The organism is Prodigiosinella aquatilis (assembly GCA_030388725.1).
GTDB lineage: Bacteria > Pseudomonadota > Gammaproteobacteria > Enterobacterales > Enterobacteriaceae > Prodigiosinella > Prodigiosinella aquatilis.
Window position 1 is genome coordinate 3,299,504 of record CP128857.1, and the last position, 15,891, is coordinate 3,315,394.

At 50.4% G+C, this 15,891-nt stretch carries 17 protein-coding genes and 1 tRNA gene; 2 read left to right on the forward strand and 16 right to left on the reverse strand.

Translation table 11 applies throughout. The features are described from left to right. The first annotated feature begins 448 nt into the window (after positions 1–448). Positions 449–523: transfer RNA gene (locus PCO85_15275), tRNA-Arg, on the forward strand. Between the two features lie 296 nt (positions 524–819). Here PCO85_15275 and PCO85_15280 read toward each other — a convergent pair. Further along, on the reverse strand, positions 820–2,097 hold the full coding sequence (locus tag PCO85_15280) for an aminotransferase class I/II-fold pyridoxal phosphate-dependent enzyme (GenBank protein WJV52583.1): 1,278 nt from the start codon (positions 2,095–2,097) through the stop codon (positions 820–822). A 262-nt stretch (positions 2,098–2,359) separates the two neighbouring features. Here PCO85_15280 and PCO85_15285 point away from each other — a divergent pair, with 262 nt between their 5' ends. Beyond that, positions 2,360–3,169, forward strand: a complete 810-nt coding sequence (locus PCO85_15285; protein ID WJV52584.1) for a 5'-nucleotidase, lipoprotein e(P4) family — start codon at positions 2,360–2,362, stop codon at positions 3,167–3,169. Positions 3,170–3,260: 91 nt separating this feature from the next. On the opposite strand, the gene PCO85_15290 is transcribed toward PCO85_15285, so the two are convergent. The 15 genes from PCO85_15290 to gspH form a co-directional block, all read right to left on the reverse strand. Then, positions 3,261–4,007, reverse strand: a complete 747-nt coding sequence (locus PCO85_15290; protein WJV52585.1) for an SDR family oxidoreductase — start codon at positions 4,005–4,007, stop codon at positions 3,261–3,263. A 127-nt stretch (positions 4,008–4,134) separates the two neighbouring features. Beyond that, positions 4,135–4,701 carry an alpha/beta hydrolase gene (locus tag PCO85_15295; GenBank protein ID WJV52586.1) on the reverse strand — a complete coding sequence of 189 codons (567 nt, stop codon included), beginning with the start codon at positions 4,699–4,701 and terminating at the stop codon, positions 4,135–4,137. A gap of 215 nt (positions 4,702–4,916) precedes the next feature. Continuing rightward, the gene (dbpA, locus tag PCO85_15300) at positions 4,917–6,296 is read right to left on the reverse strand and encodes an ATP-dependent RNA helicase DbpA (protein ID WJV52587.1); all 1,380 of its coding nucleotides are present in this window, start codon (positions 6,294–6,296) and stop codon (positions 4,917–4,919) included. Between the two features lie 108 nt (positions 6,297–6,404). Next, positions 6,405–7,139 (reverse strand): molybdate ABC transporter substrate-binding protein, encoded by a 735-nt coding sequence (locus tag PCO85_15305; GenBank protein ID WJV52588.1) that lies wholly within the window; start codon positions 7,137–7,139, stop codon positions 6,405–6,407. Beyond that, positions 7,139–7,906: an ABC transporter ATP-binding protein gene (locus tag PCO85_15310; protein ID WJV52589.1), complete on the reverse strand. Its 768-nt coding sequence runs from the start codon at positions 7,904–7,906 to the stop codon at positions 7,139–7,141. Before PCO85_15310 ends, PCO85_15305 begins: the two co-directional genes overlap by 1 nt. Beyond that, positions 7,903–8,919 (reverse strand): iron ABC transporter permease, encoded by a 1,017-nt coding sequence (locus PCO85_15315; GenBank protein ID WJV52590.1) that lies wholly within the window; start codon positions 8,917–8,919, stop codon positions 7,903–7,905. Before PCO85_15315 ends, PCO85_15310 begins: the two co-directional genes overlap by 4 nt. Beyond that, positions 8,916–9,983: an ABC transporter substrate-binding protein gene (locus PCO85_15320; GenBank protein WJV52591.1), complete on the reverse strand. Its 1,068-nt coding sequence runs from the start codon at positions 9,981–9,983 to the stop codon at positions 8,916–8,918. The genes PCO85_15315 and PCO85_15320 overlap by 4 nt, the downstream gene beginning before the upstream one ends. Positions 9,984–10,600: 617 nt before the next feature. Next, the gene (locus PCO85_15325) at positions 10,601–11,452 is read right to left on the reverse strand and encodes an A24 family peptidase (GenBank protein ID WJV56101.1); all 852 of its coding nucleotides are present in this window, start codon (positions 11,450–11,452) and stop codon (positions 10,601–10,603) included. A 147-nt stretch (positions 11,453–11,599) separates the two neighbouring features. Beyond that, positions 11,600–12,079 carry a type II secretion system protein M gene (locus PCO85_15330; GenBank protein ID WJV52592.1) on the reverse strand — a complete coding sequence of 160 codons (480 nt, stop codon included), beginning with the start codon at positions 12,077–12,079 and terminating at the stop codon, positions 11,600–11,602. Continuing rightward, complete coding sequence (gene gspL / locus PCO85_15335; GenBank protein WJV52593.1) at positions 12,076–13,278, reverse strand: type II secretion system protein GspL; 1,203 nt, start codon at positions 13,276–13,278, stop codon at positions 12,076–12,078. Before gspL ends, PCO85_15330 begins: the two co-directional genes overlap by 4 nt. Continuing rightward, positions 13,275–14,270, reverse strand: a complete 996-nt coding sequence (gene gspK, locus PCO85_15340; GenBank protein WJV52594.1) for a type II secretion system minor pseudopilin GspK — start codon at positions 14,268–14,270, stop codon at positions 13,275–13,277. The genes gspL and gspK overlap by 4 nt, the downstream gene beginning before the upstream one ends. Further along, a complete protein-coding gene (locus PCO85_15345; GenBank protein WJV56102.1) occupies positions 14,267–14,458 on the reverse strand; it encodes a hypothetical protein in 192 nt (63 codons plus the stop codon). Before PCO85_15345 ends, gspK begins: the two co-directional genes overlap by 4 nt. Further along, a complete protein-coding gene (gene gspJ, locus PCO85_15350; protein ID WJV52595.1) occupies positions 14,431–14,970 on the reverse strand; it encodes a type II secretion system minor pseudopilin GspJ in 540 nt (179 codons plus the stop codon). The genes PCO85_15345 and gspJ overlap by 28 nt, the downstream gene beginning before the upstream one ends. After that, the gene (gene gspI, locus PCO85_15355; GenBank protein ID WJV52596.1) at positions 14,967–15,344 is read right to left on the reverse strand and encodes a type II secretion system minor pseudopilin GspI; all 378 of its coding nucleotides are present in this window, start codon (positions 15,342–15,344) and stop codon (positions 14,967–14,969) included. Before gspI ends, gspJ begins: the two co-directional genes overlap by 4 nt. Before the next feature lie 2 nt (positions 15,345–15,346). Then, entirely contained in the window at positions 15,347–15,889 is a 543-nt protein-coding gene (gene gspH / locus PCO85_15360) for a type II secretion system minor pseudopilin GspH (GenBank protein WJV52597.1), read from the reverse strand. Positions 15,890–15,891: the final 2 nt, after the last annotated feature.

A 15,891-nucleotide genomic window follows, 5' to 3' on the forward strand; every position in this document is an offset into this window, starting at 1 on the left:
GTTAGACATGCATCTGGTCACTTTCATATTTTCTCACTTTTGAATTTTGTTGCCGAATTGTTCCGCGACGAGGTGGTTAGCACCATCCAGACCATGTCTGGCGCTACCACAAGACCCAGCCTACTGATTAGCATAGATACAAATTAGGCGCAGTGCTCCCATATCGAAAGTTTGTCACCACTTTTTGTGACAGTAATAATACCACAGGTGACTATTGTCCGCTGTCAAAGGGTTACGTCTCATATTGGCGTATCAGGCAGCGAGGTTTACGGATGCAGAGGCATTGGATGTTGGCAACCATGAACACTCAAATAACGACACCACCGCCAAAAGCGAAGAAAAATCCTATAAGAGAAAAATAATCACGACCGAGTGGTGGCGGATTGAGCAATCGAGCCGATAAGTGCTTATGATCAAGGCAGAATTGAGTATAATGGCCTCCCTTAACGTCCCCATAGTTAAACGGATATAACAAGCCCCTCCTAAGGGCTAGTTGCAGGTTCGATTCCTGCTGGGGACACCAAAACCACTTTCCACACATCCCATGGTGCATAAAATCACCAAGTAAAATAGAAACAACATCCCATTCAGTTCCATAAAAGTCCATTACAGCCCAACTTTAATAGCCATAATTTGACTATCGATGAAACATGATTTATGAGCTTATCTACCCTTCGGATCACAGCGATCTTCTCAGTTCAGATGACGAAAAACCCCGTTTATAAACACATCGTTTTGTCGCGGGGATTTCCATATTAGCTCTCCTTTAATTCCGTCTTTCAACATGAAATGTGGTCATTATCAGGAGAGCCAAAGATATTATTTTTGAGAAGCGTCCAGGGCCTGTGAAATATCACCAATGATGTCTTCAATATTCTCGATACCAACAGAAATCCTGACTAAGTCTTCACTCACACCGGCGCGAGCCAACTCATCCGGGTTAAGCTGTCGGTGGGTTGTACTGGCAGGATGACAAGCCAGGGACTTGGTATCACCGATATTAACCAGTCGTAAGATCATTTTTAATGCATCGATGAAATGTCCACCGGCATCTTTGCCCCCCTTTATTCCAAAACTTACAATCCCTGAAGCCTTGCCAGAAGTTATTTTTTCACAGTTCGACTTATAAGGACTGTCAGGAAGCGCGGCGTAGTTAACCCAGTTAACCAAAGGATGATTCTGAAGAAAAGCGGCTAACGCCTGTGCATTGCTACAATGCTTCTCCATGCGAAGACTTAATGTTTCAAGCCCCTGGAGCAATAAAAAGGCGCTATGCGGCGAGAGTGCAGCACCCGTACTACGCAGCGGTACGACACGGCAACGGCCTATATAAGCAGCAGGACCAAACGTTTCGGTATAAATCACGCCATGATAAGAAGGATCGGGTTCGCTCAATAAACGAAAGCGAGACTTATTGGCAACCCAATCGAACTTTCCTGAATCGATAATTATTCCGCCAATAGTCGTACCGTGTCCGCCAATATACTTAGTCAGTGAATGAACCACGATATCGGCACCGTGTTCGAAAGGCCGGCACAATACAGGCGTTGCCACCGTATTATCCACGATCACGGGGACACCATGCCGGTGAGCAATTTGTGCAAGACGGGCAATATCGACAATGTTGCCTGCTGGGTTGCCGATAGATTCACAAAACAGTGCTTTCGTTCGATCGTCGATAAGCGATTCAAGCCCGTCAAAATCATCAAAGTTAGCCATCCGGACTTCAACGCCCTGACGCGGTAGCGTGTGTGCAAAGAAGTTATAAGTACCGCCATAGAGCTGGCTGGTACTGACGATATTATCGCCAACTTCAGTCAATGCCTGTATGGAATAGGTGATGGCAGCCATACCAGAAGCAACCGCCAACGCACCGACACCACCTTCAATAGCGGCGAGCCTCTGTTCAAGCACGTCAGTCGTTGGATTCATAATACGGCTGTAGATGTTGCCTGCCACTTTTAGATCGAAAAGATCAGCGCCATGTTGAGTATCATCAAAGGTGTAAGAGGTTGTCTGATAGATAGGTACAGCGGCCGATTTCGTGGTCGCTTCTGATACATATCCGTGGTGTAAAGCCAGCGATTCCAGTTTCATAAAGTAGTCTCTATGTGTGATGTCAGTAGGCAATTCATCAGTAGAATACGATGTTATCTATAAAATTCGTTATAAATAAAAAGCATTACATTATATATCGTGGTAATTCCAGGCGAAAAACCGATGTGTTAATAAATAAAGTTTTCTCGTCATCTGAACTGAGTAAGGTGTGTAAAACTGGCATGAATAGCTTTACAGCCTATAGTCGTACTGATTTGATAAGTTTTATTTTTTATCAGGCAGAATACATACAGGAGAGACAATGAGAAATTTGACCTTCAAGGCAGGGACACTGGTCGTATTGCTGGCCTTAACCGGTTGTGTACAACAAGCGCAGCAGGAAGCACAGGCCACATTATCCAATCAGAGCGTGCTGGCACTTAACTGGTTCCAGGAATCAGGCGAATATCAGGCATTATGCTATCAAGCATTTAACGCCGCACGGAGTGCTTTTGATAATGCATCCGTCGCACCAGGCAAGAAGAAGGTTGTCGTAGTTGACCTTGATGAAACCATGTTGGATAACAGTCTTTATAGCGGCTGGCAAGTCAAGCATGACCAACCTTTTGACAGTAAAAGCTGGTCAAAATGGATTCAAGCCAAACAGGCATCGGCTATTCCAGGCGCGGTGCAGTTCGCCAACTATGTTAATAGCCACGGCGGGAAGATGGTTTATATCTCAAACCGTCAACAATCAGAATTTAATGATACCCGCGATAACATGATTAAATTGGGTTTCCCCGGTGTATCAGCACAAACTGTGTTGCTAAATACCGGGAATTCGAACAAGCAGGAACGCTTTAACACCGTCAAGTCAGCCGGAAACGATATCGTGTTGTATATCGGCGATAATCTGAATGATTTTGGCGCCGCCACTTACCATAAGGAAAATGCCAAGCGACGTGAATTTGTCCGCCATAACCAGATCAAATTTGGCACACAGTTTATTGTGTTACCTAATCCCTTGTATGGCGACTGGGAAAGCGGTATGAGTAACGGCTATAACAAACTCACCCCGGCACAAAAATTACAGGTTCGGGATAAATCCATTCATTCCTGGTCAGGGCAGTAAATATAATCAAAAAGGCCGTATGCTACCTACGGCCTTTTTATATTACCGTTTCTCTAGCTGGTTTACTGCGGGACACCATTTAGCGCGATGCCTATTTCCCACCAGCCAGATCGATAAAACTCCCGGTGACATAAGAAGCCTCATCAGACAGCAACCAGGCTATCGCTTGTGCGACCTCGACAGGCTGACCGCCGCGTTTCATCGGCAGATTATCTTTTATCCTATCGACGCGGGTGGCTTCTCCACCATCAGCATGCATTTCGGTATAAATAAATCCAGGACGAATGGCATTAACCCGTATTCCTTGCCCGGCAACTTCCTGCGACAAGCCGATCGTCAGAGTATCAATTGCCCCTTTCGAAGCAGCATAATCAACATATTCATGTGGCGAACCCAGCCGGGATGCAGCAGATGATACATTGACAATGGCACCGCCCTGCCCGCCATGTCTGAAGGACATACGTTTGACAGCTTCACGTGCACAGAGAAAACTCCCCACTACATTGGTGGCAAATATCGCGTTCAGACGATCAGCATTCACCTGCTCAATGGTTGCCTGTGGTTTAAGGATCCCGGCATTGTTCACCAAACCAGACAGGCACCCCAGATCTTTGTCGGTTTGTCGGAACAGTTCCAGCACCTGTTCTTCATCTGCGATGTCAGTCTGAACAGCGATAGCTTTACCACCTTTATGACAAATAGCCGAAATAACCTCTTGAGCGCTGTCTTTACGAGTATGGTAACCAATACAGATTTTATGCCCTTTGTCAGCGAGATAGAGTGCTGTTGCGCGACCGATACCACGAGATCCCCCGGTAATCAGGGTAATTTTATCCATTATTTTCCGACCTTGAATATCAGAGAAGATACGGCGATAAGTAAACCAGTTTAAAAGGAGGGGGGCACGCCGGGATAGAAAAGGAGACGATCACAGGAGACGCGGAACGTCTCCCCAGACAATGTGATCAAGGTACGATTTTTTCGGCAAATTCAGCCAGACGTTGCAGCCCATATTCCCACGGACCGAAACCGGACTCCGCGTTGATATGCCCCCCTTCGCCAACATCCACCAGTTCACTACCCCAAGCCTTCGCCCAGTATTTTGCGCGGGAAAACGTCATTACCGGATCATTATGGCTGGCAAATACCAAACTGGGCACTGTTAGCAAATCTGGATGAATACGATCTTCAATTTCAAAACGCATAGGTTCCGCAGGTGCTACCAACATCACCCCGACAATGCCTTCTATTTTCTGCTGCACGACATAGCAGGAAGCCAGTGCCCCAAAGCTGTGACCGACTAAAATCACCGGCTGGGTACAGGCCGACAGCTCACGGCGAATCGCCGACACCCAGCGGTCAAGATCTGCCTGATACCACTCTTTCTGACGAATACGCTGCCAGAAAGGGAATCGTCGTTCCCAACAGCTTTGCCAGTGTTCGTCATCACTGTCACGTAATCCCGGCACCAATAGCATCGTTAAGCGTTGGTCAATTTCCGCCAGCCGCAGGTCCACTTCTGTTTTCTGCATCAGGCTCAGTTTCTCCCTGTTGATTAACTGTATGAATGGAGTGGGCATAACAGCTTGACTCACTTAGCCACACGGCATCACCGTCGAACGGGCCTCATCCTCTTGTGCCGACTCCATTTTGTTAACATCCGGTAGCAACATTGTTCCAGACATAAGTTACCAGCCTACCACGTGATTATCGATTTGTATCGGGCTTATACAAGCGGATATCAGCTTTAATGTAACAACCGAACTTTGCAGTTTTTTCCCTTGATTTTCCCTTGTTGAAGCTGTTGCAAAGCACGCTTGGCACTGCTTTTACGAATAGCCACGTAAGCATGAACCGGAAACAGATCGATTTTACCCACCTCCGCTGCGGTTAAACCAGCGTCCCCTGTCAGGGCACCAAGAATATCGCCCGGACGGATTTTAGCCTTACGTCCTCCGTCAATGCACAGCGTGACCATTTCCGGCTCCAGTGCCACCACGCCACCACCTACCGACGCTGCCTGGTGCCAGTTCACGGTAATACCGAGATAATCTTCCAGCAGATGAACACGATTCATCTCTTCCGGCGTACACAGGCTGATCGCCAGCCCTTGCATACCCGCCCGCCCGGTACGTCCGATACGATGCACATGCACTTCAGGATCAAACGCCAGTTCGAAATTCACCACCAGTTCCAGTTGCTTGATATCCAGCCCCCGTGCGGCCACATCCGTTGCTACCAGCACGCGACAGCTGTGATTGGAAAAACGGACCAATACCTGATCGCGATCCCGCTGCTCCATATCGCCATGCAGTGCCAGCACACTGATATCCTGTGCGGCCAGCGCGTCGAACACGCTCTGACACTCACGCTTGGTATTGCAAAACACCACGCAGGAGGCCGGCTGATGCTGGCTCAATAGCGCAACCAGCAGTGGAAGCCGACGTTCACGGGATGTCTCGTAAAAATGCTGCTCAATAGCGGTATCATCGTGTTCTTCATCAACTTCGATACTGACTGGCTGACGCTGTACCCGGGCGCTGATACGCGCAATTTCCGCCGGATACGTAGCGGAAAACAACAATGTCTGTCGCTGAGATGGAGTATGGCTGATCACATTATCAATCGCCTCGGTAAACCCCATATCCAGCATACGATCGGCTTCATCCAGTACCAGAATTTTCATCGCGGCCAAAGACAATGATCCTTTGCGCAGATGCTCCTGAACCCGTCCCGGTGTTCCCACCACGATGTGAGGAGCATGAACCAGCGAATCCAGTTGTGGCCCCATCGGCTGCCCACCACAGAGGGTCAGGATTTTAATATTTTGGGTAAACCGCGCCAGTCGACGCAGCGCTTTGCTTACCTGATCGGCCAACTCTCGTGTAGGGCATAACACCAACGACTGAGTGGTAAATGAACTTGTCTCAATGGTGTTCAGTAGACCAATACCAAAAGCGGCCGTTTTACCACTGCCGGTTTTGGCTTTGGCCCGCACATCTTCACCGCGCAGAATGGCGGGTAACGCAGCCGCTTGCACGGGTGTCATCGCGGCATACCCCAGTTCCTGCAAATTGGATAATTGTGACGCGGGAAGTGGGAGAGAAGAAAAATCGGTGGAAATCAAGGTAAGTGCTCCCGTTAGCGAAGGCGACGCCAGCCCATCGCCAGCGTAAAACGGCAGACATCATACCAGAATCGCTCTCCTGACCGTGCGGCAAAATAACACCGTTCGTTACATCACCGTTCCGAAACCATATTCGGCCAGACAACACTGTGCCGTTTCAGACAACAGATAACGCGCCAGTAATACCGCTTCTGGCTGCTCAGGTTTGAGCGTTGCCAGCATATATTCTGCCGTAACGGCATAAGGTGCTGCCAGTTTAACAATGTGCAGTTCGGGATAACGCTGCATCTGTGGAATGTAGTTGGCATAACCGATATGGATATCACTCTGTCCGGTAAGGATCAGGTTAGCGCTAGCTATCGTCCCCGCCGGAAGCAATGACTTGAGTCCCGCACCCAGTAAAGGTTTCGCCCTGCTGCGCAGCAGGTCTCCTTTCCCGGGATGCAAACACTCGATCCGATCAAAAAACTGATGTGCATAGTCGCCACCAGGATCACTACCCGGTGTAGAGGTTGATAGTGTGAAGCGCGAATCGAGCAATGTTGACAACCAGTCTTGTCCAGTCAATGCGGGATCATTGCGCATCACTATGCACAGTTGATTGGTCGCAAAACGAGCCGTTTTCCCGGTCATTCCCTGCGACTGCAAGCGTAACGGATGCCCACAGTCAGCGGAGGCAAACAAATCGGCGACACCCCCGGTCATCAGTTGTTGGCACAACAACCCCGCAGGGCCAAACGTGGGTTCGGTTTCCACACCATAATGTTGTGTGAATGTTTTCAGCAGCACGTTGAAAGGTTGTCTCAGACTGCCGGCGGCAAAGACGCGTAATGCCCGATTCATTAGGACTCCATTGCCGTAAACAGGGGGATCAAGGTACGATAATGCTGTTGAGCGAACGCAACGGTCAGCATTTTAACCGGGATGCCATACAGCCGGGTCAGATTGTCTTCCGTCAGAACGTCACCATTTAGCCCATGCAGACATTCACCGTCATTCATCAGCAATAGTGAGCGCTGCGCGATCATCATCGCCTGCGCAGGATCGTGGGTGGAAAACACCACGCTAATCCCCTGCTCCTTTGCCAGCCGTCGCAGCAGTTGCAGCACACTGGCCTGATGCTGTAAATCCAGTGCCGCCGTAGGTTCATCCAACATCAGGATCTGGCACTCCGTGGTCAGTGCCCGGGCAATCAATACCCGCTGTTGCTGCCCGCCGGATAGCGTATTGAATGGTCGATCCGCCAAATCCATCAGATCCAGTTGGGATAACGCCGCAGTGGCCAGTGCGATATCCTGCGCTGAAGGCATGGATAACCAGCCAATCTTACTTGCCCGTCCCATCAGTACAATATCCAGCACACTGTAGGCAAAAGATGGCGCAAACCGCTGTGGCACAAACCCGATACTGCCATAACGTGTTACGCAGCCCGCTAACGGTGATAAATACCCAAGCAGCGTATGCATCAGCGTGGTTTTCCCTCGTCCATTCCCCCCCAATATGGCGGTAATTTCACCAGCCTGAATGTGGAGATTCAACGGAGCGAACAGCGTTTGCCCGGCAGAATAACCACACACCAGACTTTCTGTTGTCAACATCGGGGCAGTCACAATCGATTCTCCCTTCGGTTACGGCACAGCAACAACACGACCATCGGTGCGCCCAACAATGCCGTAATGATACTGAGTGGTAACTCCGCCGTCGTCAGGCTGCGGGCCACATCGTCAACCAACACCATAAAACCGCCGCCCAGCCACATCGATACCGGCAACAGGCGACGATGATCCGGACCGACCCACAAGCGCGCAAGATGAGGAACCACCAGGCCCACCCAACCAATACAGCCACTTACCGCAACCTGTGCGGCGACAATCAGCGCGCAGAGCGTCAGGATTAGCCAACGTAACAACGGAACGGGAATACCCAACGTGGTGGCATCCTGCTCTCCCATGGAAAGCACATTGATGCGCCAGCGTAATCGCAGTAAAAGTCCACCCGCCACCGTCAACGATGCGGCCAGCATCATCACTTTATCCCACTGTGCCGTAGCGAAGCTGCCTAACAGCCAGAATATGATGCTGGGTAGTTTTTCTTCCGTGTCCGCCAGATATTGCATCAGACTGACTAATGCGCCGAAAAAACCGCTGAGTAGTACCCCTGCCAGAATCAATACCAGAATCTGTTGCCTGCCCAGCAGTGACGCAATCATAAACACCAACAGCAGAGCTACCATGCCGGCGGTAAACGTGGACAGCAGTAACAACAAAGGCGGCCAGCCAAACAGGATAGCCAATGTGCCACCGAAAGCGGAACCAGCCGACACACCAATAATGTGTGGATCAACCAGCGGGTTACGAAACACCCCTTGTAATGCGGCACCGCATAGCGCCAGCCCACTACCGGCGCACAATGCCAACAATACGCGCGGTAGCCGGACATCCCACACCACCTGTCTTTCCACCTCAGTGATAGTCGAATCTACGCCAGTAAACGGTGAAATCAGAATCGACACAATACGCTCGATAGGCAGCTCAAACTGGCCCACCGCGAGCGATCCTACGGCGATCAGTAACGTCATGAGTACAATCAACAACAACGTGATTCGGTAACTGCCCCCCATCATTTTACTGTAGCGAGAACAGAGGGTTGGTAATCCGTACGATAAAAGCGTTGGTAGTAGTCATTGGCGGCACGCTGCATATTGATATCCTTAAAACGCGCTGGATAAAGCTGCTTTGCCAACCATAATTCACCAATCGCCAGTGCTTCCGGCATCGGATAGCCCCAGGCTTTGGCATATTCAGGCATCAGATATACCCGGTGATGTTTGACCGCATCAATCGACTGCCATGCCGGATCATGCATGATTTGTCCCACCACATCCGGGTAACGATTCTGCACTAAAATGACCTGTGGATTCCATTGCAATACGTTCTCAATCGATACCTGCCGAAATCCTTTCACCGAAGCGGCAGCAACGTTGATAGCCCCAGCATGGGACATCATCAGCCCGGTATATTTACCCGATCCGTAGGTCATGAGATCAGGATTCGCAATATAAACACGCACCCGTTTGGTCAGCGGAATATCGTTTAAACGCGTCGCCACGATACTCCGTTGTTTAAACGTATAAGCAATCAGCGCTTCTGCCTGTGACTGGCGATTTACCACGTTACCAATCAGACGAATACCGGCTTTCAGTCCCTCGTTATAAGCCACATCTTCATCATCCATCGCCGGATTCATCTTATCCGCCTCACTGGTTTTATCCTGACGCAACGAAACCGCAATCACCGGAATGCCTGTATGTTCAATCTGCGACAGCATCTCGGGCGGCGCATAGTTAGCGACAAACACCACCTGAGGGGCCAGTTTAAGCAAGCTTTCAATGTTAACCTGCGTCAAGTCACCCGGCATTGGCAGCGTTGCCAGGCGGGGTGCTAACCGTAAATAACCTTCACCCAACTGTTTTTTCCAACTGGACAAGACGCCGACCAGCGTGTCCTGTGCATCCAGTTGCACCAGCAGATTCAACGTTTGGTGCTGCAAGACAACCACTCGGGTTACCTGGTCCGGTATGGTGACACGACGTCCTAGTTGATCAGTAACCTGACGCGTTGCCCACCCCGATGTCGAAATCATGAAAAGCGCAATAATCAGTAATGACCGCCATTGTTTTTGCATCATTTTTCCCTTGCCAATCGTTATATATAAAACAATATAACGATTGGATGTATAAAAATACTGATCTCGCGCATTATTAGGCTTCAACCGACTGGGAATATGTCAATTAGTGATGGGGGAAAACGCCATAGCGGTAAGCTAAATATGGATAACAAACCATCGTCGTCTACTATTCTCGAAAGGTGAACATGTATCATCGGTATGACCCAACGCGATACATCCGCCGACCTGAAAAATACAAACATTCATAACCAGAAAAATAACGTCACGGCACGTAATATAGTGTAAATATTTTCAATGCCGGTCTTTGTTTCAAAAGAGGTTTATCGCTTGAATTGACCCCACACCAGGCGTAAATTTAGCGCCAATTCCATCATGACGGATATGAGTCCGACGGTGATACAGAGCATCGCCAGTGGGATAATTGTCGGGATAATAGTCTGAACAATAAACGTGCAGTCGCCATCGTTGCTTAAGTAATTTTTCTGGAGAAAAATAAATGAAGTACTTCTTTATGGGGGTTTCATTCATACTGTTTTTGTGGGTAGGGACCTTCATACTGATGGTGGAATAAACCCCGGTATGTCGATCGAGGATACCGCTTAGGGGAGTTCTGGCAATTACCCACTCAATCCACTAACGGCATTCAATACTAAACTGATACCGCCACCCAGCGCCAGCCAGGGGCCAAACGCCAGTGGTTGCTGTATATTCTGCCGCCGAACACCACGCCACAACAACGTCAGTAATAATCCCAGTGATGAAGCGATCAGCACCAGGTTTGGTAATGCCGACCATCCCACCCAGGCACCCAGTGCGGCCAGAAACTTGAAATCACCGTATCCCAGAGCGTCTCTCCCCGTGAAGCGTTTAAACAGCCAATAAATCAACCACAGTGAAAGATAACCCGACATTGCCCCCACTACCGCCTGACTCAAGGGCACAAAGGTTTCAAACAAATTGAACAGAAGCCCCAGCCACAACAACGGTAACGTCAACACATCCGGCAGCCATTGGGTTCGGATATCAATCACCGACAGCACTAACAGGAAGCAGAATAGTACCAGTCCCCCCAGTAACGCCAATCCCGGTGCCCACCAACTGCCTGCCAGTATAAATAACAACGCGGTACACACTTCAATCAGCGGATAGCGCCAGGAAATGGGTCGGAGGCAACAGTGAGAGCGACCACGCAGCCACAGCCAGCTCAGTACAGGAACGTTATCTCTGAAACGCAGCGGTTGCTGGCAATCAGGGCAGGCAGAGGATGGCCACCAGAGATCATAGCGGGAAACGGGCTCTGGTTCAGCCAGACCAAGATGAAACCGGGCTTCCTGCTGCCAGTGACGCTCCAGCATAATTGGCAAACGATGGATGACCACATTGAGAAAACTGCCAATCAATAACCCGCACACAAACAGAGCAACCTGCCATGTCCACGGAAATACAGTGGCAAATGTGTTTAGATCCATCATGTGTTACTCCACCCCGGTTCTCCCTGCTGTAATAACGATGCTGGCATATCCTGGGTATCAAACCAATCATCACCGTAATCCAATGATGATATTTGCGCGACACCCCGCATTTTGTGACAGACTATCAATGTGTTAGCCACCATTTTATCGTTCCAGTAACAGTCGACTCACGTCTACATTTCCCATACTGTTTTCCACCGCGGCGACTTCCAGTACCTGGGTAATCACACCGTTTTTCTGCTCCAGTTCCAACAGCCAGTGCATCAACGAATTAAAATCACTACGAGACAATGTCACCGACACCTGATTTCCCTGCGGCTGTAAACGTTGAATGGTGATGCCATATTGTGCGGCGGTTTGCGGAATCAATACTGTCAGACTGACCTCCCGTCCACTCACCTGTTTCCGTCCCCTCGGTGTCGGCAGCCGCGCCGCCTGCTTCGGCATCCAACTGACCGTCTGCCGTTCACGTTCAATCATCAGCCGCCATTGCTGGCTTTGTCGTTGCCAGGGTTGCCACAGAAGGTAATACAGCAAGCACAGAACCACCAACCCCACACATACCAGCATCAACCTCCTCTCCCGAAGACTCATACTCTGCCAGTGTTGCCGCAGTTCATTCATGGCTGACTCCTTAATAACAGTTGGCCTTCCACATGGTCCTTTTCCTGCTTTATCTCACCCGGTGGAATCTGATAATAAGCCATCGCCTGCTGACGAAACTGCTCCATTTGTTCAAATGAATTAGCGCGTAGATTCAACCGCAACTCACCCCGGGCATGTTCATAAGACAGTGACTGTAATTGAATTCCGGCATTATGAGCGACCAACTGCTGTAAGCGACTTATCTGTTCGGTCAGGGTAGCGGACGAATTCCCTACCTGGGCCTGCTGCAAATGACGTTGCATCTGCGCCCGTGGATTGACAACCGTGGTTTCCTCCGGGAACAGCTTGCGGTAAACACGGATACTCTCCTGATGCCAATAATTTGCCTGCTGATAAAGTTTATAATGTGACCAACCAGCATCGCCTGCCAGCAACAAGAGATAGACGGACAGCGCGATCAATACACCACGCCATGGCTGAACAGCCTGACGCCAGGATTTCACCAGCGCAAATTCGCCCTGTCGCAGGTCCATACTCACCGGTAATAAGGCTTTCGCGGCCAGCGTAAACAAATCTGTGACTGGTTGTGGCTGCCAGGTGATAGCCTCGGCAGGAACCGGGCTGTAGCAATGTACTGCCGGCAATGGCTGGAATGTGTTGATCAGTGCCTGATACCAGCAGGTTTCTGCCGCCATGCCGATACCGCTATCCTGTCGGAACAACCACAAATCGTGATGATTCAACGCACTCCAGGCACTGTCCAGCCGGGGTAATGCCAACACATCCGGCAACAGCGTTTCCACACTGACCCCGATCTCGTGACACTGTTTCAGCCATTGCTTCATCCGATCTTTCTGCACAACGGCGACCGTACCCTGCTCATCGCGTATTTCTATAACGGCAAAATGCAGTTTTTCAACATCTGCCGCCAGTTGATCCTCCAACATGAAGGGAATCGCCTGTAACAATTGCCGCCGTGCCTGACGTGGCAACGTCAGTATATGAAAAACCACGTCGGTGGAAGGAACCAGCACCCGGGCGGAAACTACCGGGCAAACCGCCAAACTCGCCTTCAACTCCGCTACCGTACCGCTCCCTTGAGCGACAACCAACTGGCGACCGGGTGACCAAATCAGCCATTCAAGACTGTCTGTCGCGTCTGCGGATAAACGCACGACAAGATGCTGTTTCCCACTGGCGTTCTCTGTCCTGTTCATGGGTTCACCGTCCTATATCCCCCGTATTGCCGTTGTATTACATCAATTTTCTTACCATCAATATGAAACAGGCTGCGCTGATAAACGTCATTGTCACCGGTCAAAACCTGCACATCGGCAAAAAACCATTCACTTTTAATCGCCAGCACTTTTTGCGCGCCAGCCTTACTGCCATCAGGTAACTGCTGCAACCGGATAAATTCGTTCACACTGCCCCATCCTTCTGCCGGACGTTGTGACAATACCGCTAGTGCATCCTCAGTATTAAGCTCTCCCATAAACAATGCAGACATCAGCGGAGCCTGCTCAACACGGAGAGTGTTCACATTAATCATCATCGTTTTCACTGGCAGGACGCAGACATACGGTAATAGCCGGCGATAAAGCGCGGTATCCATCCCGGACACCACGCGCAGTTCGCTTACATCCACCATATTCTGGTTTGCCGGATAATAGGCCGGGTAGCTTTCATCTTCAGCGCCATTGGCTCGTGGCTGACTATCCTCGTCGATCCAGTCACGGATGGCGTCAACCACGTTGTCCGCCCGTGTGGCATCTTCACCCAGACCAATAATGAGTTGCCGTAATACCTTCGCGGCATAAGGCGTAGACATCAGCGTATCGCTGGTTTTTCCCGTATTTTCATTCTTGTTGTCACGTTGATTCAGTGCATTCAAATTTAGACAAGTCAAACCATCCTGCACCTGACTACGGATTTCTCCGCCATCGGGCAACGTCTGGTGTACCACCCGAGACCAGGATTGTCCCAGAGAAGTCCGTTTCGGTGAGGCCAGCGCATCCTGCAACAAGATGCTTTCTACCAAGGCTTCCGCGCCTCGGGCATACCACTTTGCCTGCATCCGGTTAAGCTGGCTTTCCGTACGTTGCCAGGCCATGCCGGTTCGCTCGGTAATCGAGTACGCTACGGTCACCATCAGTGCCAGAATCAGCATCACGACCAACAACGCGACACCACGCTGCCGACTGTTCATGAACCATTCCCGCTCGAAGACTGCCCCGCATCAGGGTTATAGGTAGTATCCTGACGCGCTTCCGTGTCGCCATCCGGTGTACCAGTCTTACTCTTTTTCTTCTCTTTGTAGGTATGCGTCAGCAGGAACAGCCGCGTTATTTCGCCGTAATCCCGCAGATTCACCACCACTGCAATACCTTCCGGCAGATTATCGGGATCGTCCCAGCGATCCTGCCAGGCTCCCTTTCCAAAAAATGCAGGACGAAACCATCGACATGGGTCAGTAACGGCCGGATTGCCGGTTCCTGCCCATTGAGTGGATCGGGCGAATCATAAAACAGACGTTCCAGAGTATTGTTACGTAAACGATAGCTCACGGGTTGCAGCTCTGAGCGCGGTAATACACCCAGTGGATTAAGCCAGCCATTGCGGATAAAACTGACAGCCCAGTCGTTGCTGTCAAACTGATATCGCCCGGCATAAAAGCCATGTTTGCTTCCTGCACGACGATAGGGGACCATCTGTGAAAAATCCCGCTCCATCTGTGAAAATGCACGCTGCAACTCGGCCAGCCTACCGGCTTTGCGCGCTGAGACCGTATCGTTGCGTATTACGCCATTCAATACTTCAGAGGTACTCAGGCTCAGCGCCGCAAATACCGCCAGCGCCAACATCATCTCCAGTAAGGTGAAGCCACGTGTCGCTGAATAGAGTTTCACCGTGCCGGCTCTCCCTTCCTAACCACATAACTGCGTAACCAGGCATCCGCCGACGGTGAGTTTTTATTGTGACGGACCTCGACATCTAACGCGCGGACATGACTATCGGCCGTCTCCACACCTTGCAAACGCCAGTACCACAGCGTTCCGGCAAAGGGGACTTCACTCTCTATCCAGCGAGTATCCGGCCAACTGTTCTCCAGTTGCACCTGCACCTGTTGATTGTCCGCAATCCAGGAAGCAAAGGTTTTCTCCTCCAGTCGACTCAGCGTGCCAGCCTGCTGCGCGGTGGTTTTTAACACCGTCAGGCCTGCCAGCGCAAAAACCACCAGCGCGATCATCACTTCCAGTAGTGTCATTCCTTGTTGCTTCATCGCTATCTTTCCACATCCTGTGAAGTGAGCAAATTGCCGTTCTCATCCACCTGTAGCCAGGTCGCGTGCTGATCTTTGGTTCTAAATGCCAGCCGAAACGGCGTTACTTCACCGCCGGGCAAAACGATAATATCGGGGTCTCTGTCAGTAGAAGAAACGCGCTTGCTGTTGCCTGCCGCTTTTCCCGCACCCGCCAGTTCCAGTTGAAATACCGAAGGCAACTCGGTAACCGATGCCATGCGATGAGGTGTCCAGGGTTGCCACGCATAGCTCAAACGCTGTTGATCATCAGGCAAATCCATCACCTGACGTTGTAACAAAACGTACTGCCAACGCTGAGGGAAGATGTAAATACCGAGGATGTGATCATTCATCTGGCTGTCTGCCACCGCGAATTCCAGTTGCGCCCGGAAACGGGACATTTGCCAGGCACTGTCCTGCGACTTGGGAACCGGGGTGGACATCATGACCATCATGGCAGCCAGCCCAGCCAACAGGACTACCAACATGATTTCCAGCAGGGTAAATCCACGTTGCCGCACCATTG

What these genes read in the sequence shown, in the direction of transcription:
- PCO85_15280 (WJV52583.1), bottom strand. Translation starts at nt 2,097, where the DNA reads ATGAAACTGGAATCGCTGGCTTTACACCACGGATATGTATCAGAAGCG.
- PCO85_15285 (WJV52584.1), top strand. Translation starts at nt 2,360, where the DNA reads ATGAGAAATTTGACCTTCAAGGCAGGGACACTGGTCGTATTGCTGGCC.
- PCO85_15290 (WJV52585.1), bottom strand. Translation starts at nt 4,007, where the DNA reads ATGGATAAAATTACCCTGATTACCGGGGGATCTCGTGGTATCGGTCGC.
- PCO85_15295 (WJV52586.1), bottom strand. Translation starts at nt 4,701, where the DNA reads ATGCAGAAAACAGAAGTGGACCTGCGGCTGGCGGAAATTGACCAACGC.
- PCO85_15305 (WJV52588.1), bottom strand. Translation starts at nt 7,139, where the DNA reads ATGAATCGGGCATTACGCGTCTTTGCCGCCGGCAGTCTGAGACAACCT.
- PCO85_15315 (WJV52590.1), bottom strand. Translation starts at nt 8,919, where the DNA reads ATGATGGGGGGCAGTTACCGAATCACGTTGTTGTTGATTGTACTCATG.
- PCO85_15320 (WJV52591.1), bottom strand. Translation starts at nt 9,983, where the DNA reads ATGATGCAAAAACAATGGCGGTCATTACTGATTATTGCGCTTTTCATG.
- PCO85_15325 (WJV56101.1), bottom strand. Translation starts at nt 11,452, where the DNA reads ATGGATCTAAACACATTTGCCACTGTATTTCCGTGGACATGGCAGGTT.
- PCO85_15330 (WJV52592.1), bottom strand. Translation starts at nt 12,079, where the DNA reads ATGAATGAACTGCGGCAACACTGGCAGAGTATGAGTCTTCGGGAGAGG.
- gspL (WJV52593.1), bottom strand. Translation starts at nt 13,278, where the DNA reads ATGAACAGGACAGAGAACGCCAGTGGGAAACAGCATCTTGTCGTGCGT.
- gspK (WJV52594.1), bottom strand. Translation starts at nt 14,270, where the DNA reads ATGAACAGTCGGCAGCGTGGTGTCGCGTTGTTGGTCGTGATGCTGATT.
- gspI (WJV52596.1), bottom strand. Translation starts at nt 15,344, where the DNA reads ATGAAGCAACAAGGAATGACACTACTGGAAGTGATGATCGCGCTGGTG.
- gspH (WJV52597.1), bottom strand. Translation starts at nt 15,889, where the DNA reads ATGGTGCGGCAACGTGGATTTACCCTGCTGGAAATCATGTTGGTAGTC.